The organism is Neobacillus sp. FW104-15D2, assembly GCF_058790155.1.
Window position 1 is genome coordinate 1 of the sequence record NZ_JBYTCJ010000059.1, and the last position, 8,279, is coordinate 8,279.

Annotated in this window: 10 protein-coding genes; 3 read left to right on the forward strand and 7 right to left on the reverse strand. The window is 36.5% G+C overall.

What is annotated here, in order from left to right:
• Window positions 1–274: 274 nt before the first annotated feature.
• The gene (locus AC3WR0_RS25085; protein WP_492554804.1) at window positions 275–1,540 is read right to left on the reverse strand and encodes a benzoate/H(+) symporter BenE family transporter; all 1,266 of its coding nucleotides are present in this window, start codon (window positions 1,538–1,540) and stop codon (window positions 275–277) included.
• Between the two features lie 119 nt (window positions 1,541–1,659).
• Here AC3WR0_RS25085 and AC3WR0_RS25090 point away from each other — a divergent pair, with 119 nt between their 5' ends.
• The 3 genes from AC3WR0_RS25090 (at window position 1,660) to AC3WR0_RS25100 (ending at window position 4,781) form a co-directional block, all read left to right on the forward strand.
• The gene (locus tag AC3WR0_RS25090; protein ID WP_492554805.1) at window positions 1,660–2,529 is read left to right on the forward strand and encodes a LysR family transcriptional regulator; all 870 of its coding nucleotides are present in this window, start codon (window positions 1,660–1,662) and stop codon (window positions 2,527–2,529) included.
• A gap of 480 nt (window positions 2,530–3,009) precedes the next feature.
• Window positions 3,010–3,312, forward strand: coding sequence for an NUDIX hydrolase (locus AC3WR0_RS25095; RefSeq protein ID WP_492554806.1), 303 nt, complete (start codon window positions 3,010–3,012; stop codon window positions 3,310–3,312).
• A 371-nt stretch (window positions 3,313–3,683) separates the two neighbouring features.
• Window positions 3,684–4,781, forward strand: a complete 1,098-nt coding sequence (locus AC3WR0_RS25100; RefSeq protein WP_492554807.1) for an L-dopachrome tautomerase-related protein — start codon at window positions 3,684–3,686, stop codon at window positions 4,779–4,781.
• A gap of 151 nt (window positions 4,782–4,932) precedes the next feature.
• On the opposite strand, the gene AC3WR0_RS25105 is transcribed toward AC3WR0_RS25100, so the two are convergent.
• The 6 genes from AC3WR0_RS25105 to AC3WR0_RS25130 form a co-directional block, all read right to left on the reverse strand.
• Window positions 4,933–5,232 (reverse strand): spore coat protein, encoded by a 300-nt coding sequence (locus AC3WR0_RS25105; protein ID WP_492554808.1) that lies wholly within the window; start codon window positions 5,230–5,232, stop codon window positions 4,933–4,935.
• Window positions 5,233–5,250: 18 nt separating this feature from the next.
• Window positions 5,251–5,445 carry a hypothetical protein gene (locus AC3WR0_RS25110; RefSeq protein WP_335538547.1) on the reverse strand — a complete coding sequence of 65 codons (195 nt, stop codon included), beginning with the start codon at window positions 5,443–5,445 and terminating at the stop codon, window positions 5,251–5,253.
• A 17-nt stretch (window positions 5,446–5,462) separates the two neighbouring features.
• The gene (locus AC3WR0_RS25115; protein ID WP_492554809.1) at window positions 5,463–6,599 is read right to left on the reverse strand and encodes a zinc-dependent alcohol dehydrogenase; all 1,137 of its coding nucleotides are present in this window, start codon (window positions 6,597–6,599) and stop codon (window positions 5,463–5,465) included.
• An 18-nt stretch (window positions 6,600–6,617) separates the two neighbouring features.
• Window positions 6,618–6,986: a spore coat protein gene (locus tag AC3WR0_RS25120; RefSeq protein ID WP_492554810.1), complete on the reverse strand. Its 369-nt coding sequence runs from the start codon at window positions 6,984–6,986 to the stop codon at window positions 6,618–6,620.
• A gap of 16 nt (window positions 6,987–7,002) precedes the next feature.
• The gene (locus AC3WR0_RS25125) at window positions 7,003–7,248 is read right to left on the reverse strand and encodes a spore gernimation protein GerQ (protein WP_066255762.1); all 246 of its coding nucleotides are present in this window, start codon (window positions 7,246–7,248) and stop codon (window positions 7,003–7,005) included.
• Between the two features lie 290 nt (window positions 7,249–7,538).
• Window positions 7,539–8,027 (reverse strand): CBO0543 family protein, encoded by a 489-nt coding sequence (locus AC3WR0_RS25130; protein WP_492554811.1) that lies wholly within the window; start codon window positions 8,025–8,027, stop codon window positions 7,539–7,541.
• Window positions 8,028–8,279 lie beyond the last annotated feature (252 nt).

Below are 8,279 nucleotides of genomic sequence, written 5' to 3' on the forward strand. Positions count from 1 at the left end.
AGCGCAAGCACGGTTCTGTGAGGGGGGAGGAGTACAATTTACCGCAAGGTAGAAAGGCTCCCTTCTACTCGACTAGTTGAAGAGTGTTTTTTAACTTATGTGCAGCCCTCGAAGCAATTAGTTAAGAATTAATTTAGCATCAATAGCCGTGAACCGTATCATAAGTAAATGAGGTTTTTATTCTATACAAAGAAATAAATGACACCTAGACTGCACAATGTCTAGGTGTCATTTATTTTGTCATGAGATGTATCCGAGGTCTAAAGAAACGGTGTTAGGAAATTTTGTCCTTGAAAAGAGCTTCACTCAAGTTAGTTTCATTGTTTTGGTCACTTGATTCGAATTTATAAAAATCTTGTTTATCCAAGAATACGGTGGCTAAGGTACCCCCTATCAGACCCCAGAATGGCGCTCCAATATGGAGAATAGAGATCCCAGAGATTGTGATTATAAAGGAAAAGAGGGCGCCTGATTTGTATGGACCAGAGAAACTCATTTTCAAAGAGTCAACCAGTACACTAATCATGGCGACGCCACCTAGTAATTGAATTAATGAGGCAGGAATGACATGTGGAATTTGCGAAGCTATTGGAGAGAATAGAGCTAATAGACAGGATAATACTCCTAATACAATAGCAGCGACATACCTATGTTCAAGTTTGCCTGATTCTTTGTTAACAAGTAAGCCCGTCATGGGACCTGCAATACAGGCTGGGTGGCCCCCAAAAAAAGCATTTATAATGGTACCGATTCCGCTCCAATTGGTCATGGCATTGATCGGTGGACGATAGCCATGGGTTTCTAACATAGCAATCCCTTGGGCATTTTGAATAGCAATAACCGTTAAGAGTAATGGAATGACAAGTTCCCCTACAACGGAAAAACTAAATGATGGGATGATAAAATGGGGAATGCCCATTGTTATATGGAGAGGCTGTACAGAAACATTTGGCAAAAATTTAAGACAAAGAATTGCTGCAATGATCGCCCCTAATATAGGCGGAAACTTTTTTGAAAATCGTAAGAAAAAAGAAAGAGCAAGAAAGACAAGTAACGGGATTCCGTTGAGTAAAGGATTTTTTACAACCGAGCCGATCATTTCAGTTCCGAAAGGGAGTAAGACGCCTGACACCATCCCCATCATAACTGGCATAGGCAAAACCTTCATCAATTTTGTAACAAGGCCAGATAATCCTAAAAGAAAAATAAGGATCCCGGTTATAATATAGGCACCAACCACTTGGTTGAAAGAATAATGGGTTAAGCTTGAGCCCACAAGAATGGCTCCAGGTATTGAAAAGGCATAGCCTATGGGTTGCCCATAATATAAGGAGACGATGAGCGTTAGGAGTCCCCCCATTCCATAAATGGCGAAAATCCATGAGCTGGTTATGCTACCAGACAAATGACCTTTTGCAGCAGCTTGTAAAACAATTAATAATGGTCCTGCTGAACCAAAAAGCCAGGCCACAAATCCATTCGATATATTCCCAACCGATAAAAGCTTAGGAAATTGTATGGTATTTTTTTTGAACAACAAAGTCACACTCCTTTAACTAATGAATTACACTACATCTTAGTGTATACTCAATTTATCAATACTTAAAATATCTGTTTTATCTTTTTACTATATCTTTTGGGTATGATGGAGGTTTCATCTTGGATATTCGACAGTTAAAATACTTTGTCACTATAGCAGAAGAAGGTAAGATCACGACCGCTGCAAAGAAATTAAATATTGCTCAACCCCCTTTGAGCAGACAACTCAAACAAATGGAAGAAGAGCTAGGCGTCATTTTATTTGATCGAGATAACAAAAGTCTTAATTTAACCTTGGAGGGGGAAAGATTACTTCTTCGAGCAAAAGAGCTTTTAAATAAACTTGATGAAACAATGGTTGAAGTTCAAGAATTGAGGAAAGACGCCAGTGGGATTTTATCTGTTGGATCCAATCTTTATTGTGCATCTTTAATTCTTTCTAAGGTTGTAGATATTCGTGAGAAAAATCCTGGTCTTACTTTCAAAGTATGGGAAGGCGAAACGATTCATCTCATAAAAATGTTATCTAAACGTCAGATTGAGATTGCGATAACAAATAGTCCAATAACAGAAAAAAGTATCTCTCAAATGACATTGGAAAGTGACCCATATGTGCTTGTTTTGCCTGAAAAATGGACGTGGAGTGGATCAGAACAATGCAAGTTAGAGGAAATCATCGAGTTGCCATTGATTCTTCTGCGACCAAACTATGGTTTAGGTGCGTATGGACAAATTGTCAATGAATTTCAACGGTTAGATTTAGAACCAAATATACTGTGCGAATGTCAGGATTTAATTATGTTACTTGGTCTCGTTTCATCGGGGTTTGGTGCAACGATCTTACCGCTCTCGTTATTATCCCTCCATTCATTGAGAGGATTGAGAGTCATTCAGCTAAAGGATCAGACCTTAATATCTGAACCCAAAGTAATTTGGAGGAAGAATAGTTACTTATCAAAAGCAGCAAAAGAATTTTTAAAACTTTTTTAGACACCAAAATTATTTACTCAAAAGTAAAAGACTTCAACGTTGAAAAATGGCAAATAAAATGAAACAGGTATTAGTTTTGACTGTGGTAAAGTAGATCTTTAAATGAATAATAAAATATATTCATGGTTTTATAACCTCATTTAGATTCGTTACGGAGAACCGTAACATAAGTGAGTGAGGTTTTTAATAAGTGAAAAATTACTCTTATAGAATTAAAAAGATGGAAATTTATTTAAATTTTGTCTTGTCTGTAAAGTTATGATGCCAACCCAATTTGTTCAGTATGATTGTGAATAAATTTACTTAAACTAAAGGGGGCTTTACTTCAATAAGGAGTAGAGGCTTTTTTCTGTTGTTCCACTTCCAGTTTTAAGAAGAAAACCTTATTAAGCAGGTAATTTTTATACTTAGCTAGAATATATGAGTATTTAAAAATTAAACAATTTGGGCTAAAATTGTACATTTTATGGAGGGGGTCTTGTGTTAAATACGATAATAAATTTGCCAAATGATAAAAAGATTGCCGGAGTACACTGTATTCCAATAACGGAAAATGGAACAATCGTAATGGCGTGGGACAAAGAGGAACAATTATTAACTACTATTGGTGGAAGAATTGAAGAAAACGAGAGTATAATTGATAGATTTGGTGTTGGCATAGTAAAAGAAATTATAAATGAAACAAATAATACAGGCGATTTTGAAAGAAGTTTTATGCAAGCTACTCATATGACCAGTACTGAATTTGAAAGCAATTTTTTGGATGCAATTAAAACGTATTAAAATACTTTGCTTAGCCAAAGTATGCGTTGAACAAAAGGATTAATGCTTTTTACGGTAATTACAAAAAGTTGATTAGGTTAATTGGAAGAATTGTACTTAAATTAACCGGTGCTTTACTTCAATAAGGAGTAAGGCTTTTCTTTATTTTACTAAACGGGCAGTTTAGTTTAAGTGCATTTCTTCACAAAGTTTTTCAAAGAAAATTTTCTCGATTTTTATTTATAACAGCTTAACGTTGATTCTGGAATATTGAACTTTGCTACCTGCTAATTGAATTCTACTTCATAGAAAAACTTATTAAGAAACATGCACTAGAAAAAATATAAATCATATATAGGAGATATCCCGTTTGAATGCTTGAGGAGGATATTATGAAACCTATGTTACCTAGTGAAAAATATTTCGGTAATTTAGAACTAGTTTATGCATTTTATGGGGCTATGCCTACAGGTGTTACTGTTTCAGAAAATGGTCGTATTTTCATTTGCTTTCCGAAATGGGGAGACGATGTTAAATTTACGGTGGCGGAAATTGTTGAGGATAAATTGCAGCCTTATCCTAATTTACAAACCAATTTGGTTAACCCCGAGAATATCACAATGACTTTCATCAGTGTCCAAAGTGTAGTTGCTGATGGAAGGGGAACGCTTTGGATATTAGATACAGCGGCACCCAATTTTTCTGAACCTATTAAATGGGGGGCAAAATTAGTCGCTGTTGATTTAGAAACCAATACAATAAGAAAAGTATATACCTTTACAGAAGATGTTGTCCTGCCTACAACTTATCTGAATGATGTCCGTTTTGATTTTCGTGTTGGAAAAGCAGGTTATGCTTATATAACGGATTCTTCTTCAAGAGGACCAGGAGCTATTATCGTCGTAGATTTAGAAAATGGAAACGCGTTTAGAAGGTTAAATGGAGCAAATTCAACTTCACCCGATCCCTATTTTATACCGAAAGTAGAAGGTCAAATTTTAATGAATCGAAACAAAGACGGTTCAACTTCTCCATTTAGATTGGCGTCTGATAGTCTTGCGATTTCTCCCGATGGAAAGATATTATATTTTGCTCCACTAACCAGTCGTCATTTGTTCTCGATCTCAACAGAAGCCCTGAGAGACAGAATGATACCGGACATGGATTTACCTTATCATGTGGAGTATTGGGGAGAAAAAGGTGCGTCTGATGGAATGATCACCGATGCAAAGGGAACTGTTTATGCTGGAGATTATGAAAACAACAGTATACGTAAGATATTGCCAAATGGCATAATGGAAACTATCGCACATGATCCGAGAATTTTGTGGCCGGATACTTTTTCAATTGGTCCGGATCAATATTTGTATGTCATTGTGAACCAATTACATCGGCAGCCTAGATTTCATTATGGAAAAGACTTACGACAGAAACCTTATAGTTTACTTCGTATCAAAATTGATGAATTTCCTGCTCCGACCTTTTCATAATAAAATAGTCAATTAATTGTTTTCATTATATAGTGTAAAACAAACACGAGTAAGCAAGAAGTATTAACTTTATTACTTCTGCCAAATAAACTCAAAATGGTTTAATAGGAACAGTTTATTTGGTGAGTATTAAACTGTTCCTGGGAATTTTTTATAATGTCGGTAAGTTCAATGCTGTATTGATATTATTTAAATCCAAACTGATCTGTTCGTTTGTATCCCAAGCATGGTACCATCCTTTTTCTACCATATATGCGGATATTTGTTCATGCATATCAAGAGCTTCCACTAAATGGCGAGTGAGCATTTCTTTAATTTCCGGCGTTCCTGCTTCCGTAACTGCCATGGCATAATTTCTAACTCCACTCTTAGCTGCAATCAATAAATCCATTGCAACCACTTGATCCGATAGTGCGTTCATGCCAGTTAAATTTTCAATGATTGGATTCATGTTCATTCATCTCCTAATTTACTGCTTAGCGTTGGAAAGGATAGAAGCATATTCTTGTAATTGTATCGTAGATACATCAATGTCTTGCTGCATAATATCTTTTAATTGCTGATCTGTAACTAACGCTTTCATCGTTTTGGACTTAGTCAGACAATTGGTCTTAAAGGCAGCCATCTCATGGACCTCAAGAACTTCATGCAAGGCGTAGTTCATTTTTCATACCTCCTTCCTTAAGGTTTCAACACGACTTTAATACATTCATCCATTTTTGTGTCAAAAATCTCATAGCCATGTTTTGCTTCACTAAGAGGAAGGACATGACTTACTACATCGCCCGGGTCAATCTTACCAGATGTTACCAATTCAAACATGTATGGCATATAGTGGATGACAGGAGCTTGACCGGAGCGGATATTGATATTTCGCTGCATAATATCTCCAAGAGGGAAACCATTATATCTGCCACCGTAAACGCCCGTAACTTGAATTGTCCCGCCTTTACGCACTGCTTGTGAAGCCATTATAAACGCACTTAATGCTCCGCCTTGAAGCTTCATTCCGCTCGCAAGGAACTCCATATCAGTCATTTTACCGTCCATACCAACTGCATCAATGACAACATCAGCGCCACCCTTCGTCATTTCTTTCAACTGCATTCCCACATTTTCAAAGTGTTCGAAATTTACAATTTCAACTTTGTTGGTACGTTTGGCGTGTTGCAAACGATAGTCGACATAATCTACGGCAATGACACGCTTTGCACCTTTTAACCAACAAAATTTTTGAGCAAAAAGACCAACTGGACCGCAGCCAAATACAATAACTGTATCTCCATCCTTCACGCCTGCATTGTCAACACTCCAAAAACCTGTGGTCATAGCGTCAGCGATAACGGATAACTTTTCATCAGGTTCTTCACAGGTCTCAGGGATTTTGAAATGAGTAAAGTTGGCAAACGGCACTCTCAAATATTCAGCTTGCCCGCCTGGATAACCGCCAGTCGTTCCCGAATATCCGAAATAGGCACCCATATCACCATTATCATTAGAATTATCACATTGGCTTTCCAAATGGTTTTTACAATAAATGCATTCCCCGCAGGCAATGTTAAAAGGAATAATAACACGATCCCCTTTTTTTACTTTCGTAACATTTGGTCCAACCTCTTCAACAATTCCCATCGGTTCATGACCAATAACATAGTTTTCTTGCAGGTTAGGAATCATGCCATGAATTAAATGTAAATCAGACCCACATATAGCTGTACTCGTTACTTTAATAATCATGTCATCTGCTTTTTCAATCTTTGGATCTGGAACTTCTTTGACTACAACATTTTTAATACCTTGATACGTTACTGCCTTCATTGGTTACAGCCTCCAGTGTTAGTGATCATCAGGTGTCCGGTCAAACATACCTTTTCTATTGGTCTCAACAGGGAATAGATTCATTTTGCCAATCATCAATGTATTGTTGGCAGAGAGTTGATCTAGTTTATACTGTTCACTTAGTTCGTATGGATGGAACCATTTTTTATTAATCATTAGTTCTGTAATTTCTTGGTGCATGGCAATACCTTGCATTAACTGGTTTCGTAAGAGGGTTCTAACATCAGGTGATGCAGACTCCATTAATGCGACAGCAATATTGCGCACACCTTCTTTGGCACGAAGAAGTAAATCCATCGCAAATGTGGTATCTGCTAGCTCTGGTACGTGTAGCGAGTTTATAGGGTCTAAATAGTCATGGTTCAATGAATTTGCCTCCTTTTCAATTTATTATGGGTGTTGGCCGATTTTGAGGAACAGGAGCTTCAAAAGGTGCACGTTGATAAATTGCCTGTAATTCCCCAAGCGCTTGCATGGATTGTTCAACATCTTTTTGCATTAATGCTCTCAAATCATGATCAAATACCAATCCTTGCATTAGTTTTGATTTCGCTAAACACAGGGTTTTGAAATTAATAACTTCATGTAAATCCAAAGATTCATGATCGGCTAATTTTTGATTATCCATTTCTAATTAACCTCCTTATTCGTTAATACAATCAAATGTATTGTTCCAAAAATAGGAGGGAAACATTCTTTAAAGTTTTTTAAAAATTGGTAAGTTATTTTAAATGGTTGGAATATTCATAAAGTGGGGGAAATTCATTTATTGTGATGGCTGAGGATGATTGCTGCGGCCGTCTTTTTTCTTGTAGCTAAAAAAATGTTCAACCAGAAATATCTGGTTGAACTTATAATACGAAAGGAAGAAGAAATGCCTCTTCCTTTTTACTCTTATTGTTTATTAAGAACCTCCATCTAAGAAAAATCGTATTTATTATTGAAGAGAAGTCTTATAACAGACATTGAAAATCTGACCAATAAAAAGGAAAAAGAAAGCGAATAAAAAGTGGTTTTCCAATTCCACCCCTTTTTATATTTAACAAGCTGTGTATTTTTTTCTAGCCATAGCTCAGTAATAGTCATCGGTACACTGAAATACAGAACTTTTAAAAGGCACTGAAGGATGCGAGAATCCTTAGTCAGTTGATTATAAAAAACACAAGAAATTGGGAAAAGTATGTAATCAAACACCACACTTGTTTTAACTTGTTTTGGAAATCGGATGGGATATTTAACATAACCTTTATTTACAAGCAGTTTATCGACCAATGATGCATAATAACTTTTTATAAAGAAAACAAGGAGCCAGTCCTTTGCAAGTGGTTTTTTTATTAAGTAAATAAAGGAACTAATACCAAAGAAATAAAGCAATTTTATAAGGTTTTTTTCAAATTTTCGACCCATGTTTAGCACCTCCATAAGATAGGTTATCTCCGATGCAGGTGGTTATACTTAGGACATTCGAAAATTAGATAAGAAACATTTCTTTTTGTGCTCCCTCAGTTAGATACGATTATCTCTTAACGGGTGCGTTGATCCAAGTAGGATTAACCGCCTTTTTGATTAAATTCCTTACTGAACAAACGGGGCAGGTGTGCGGCCGAGCCTAGGTCGTATCATATAGCGGGTGGGATTCCCGCCGAGTAAGAACTAGCC

Excerpts from the sequence above, each read along its gene's own strand:
- AC3WR0_RS25105 (WP_492554808.1), bottom strand. The coding sequence starts at position 5,232 with ATGAATCCAATCATTGAAAATTTAACTGGCATGAACGCACTATCGGAT.
- AC3WR0_RS25130 (WP_492554811.1), bottom strand. The coding sequence starts at position 8,027 with ATGGGTCGAAAATTTGAAAAAAACCTTATAAAATTGCTTTATTTCTTT.
- AC3WR0_RS25115 (WP_492554809.1), bottom strand. The coding sequence starts at position 6,599 with ATGAAGGCAGTAACGTATCAAGGTATTAAAAATGTTGTAGTCAAAGAA.
- AC3WR0_RS25125 (WP_066255762.1), bottom strand. The coding sequence starts at position 7,248 with ATGGATAATCAAAAATTAGCCGATCATGAATCTTTGGATTTACATGAA.
- AC3WR0_RS25110 (WP_335538547.1), bottom strand. The coding sequence starts at position 5,445 with ATGAACTACGCCTTGCATGAAGTTCTTGAGGTCCATGAGATGGCTGCC.
- AC3WR0_RS25100 (WP_492554807.1), top strand. The coding sequence starts at position 3,684 with ATGAAACCTATGTTACCTAGTGAAAAATATTTCGGTAATTTAGAACTA.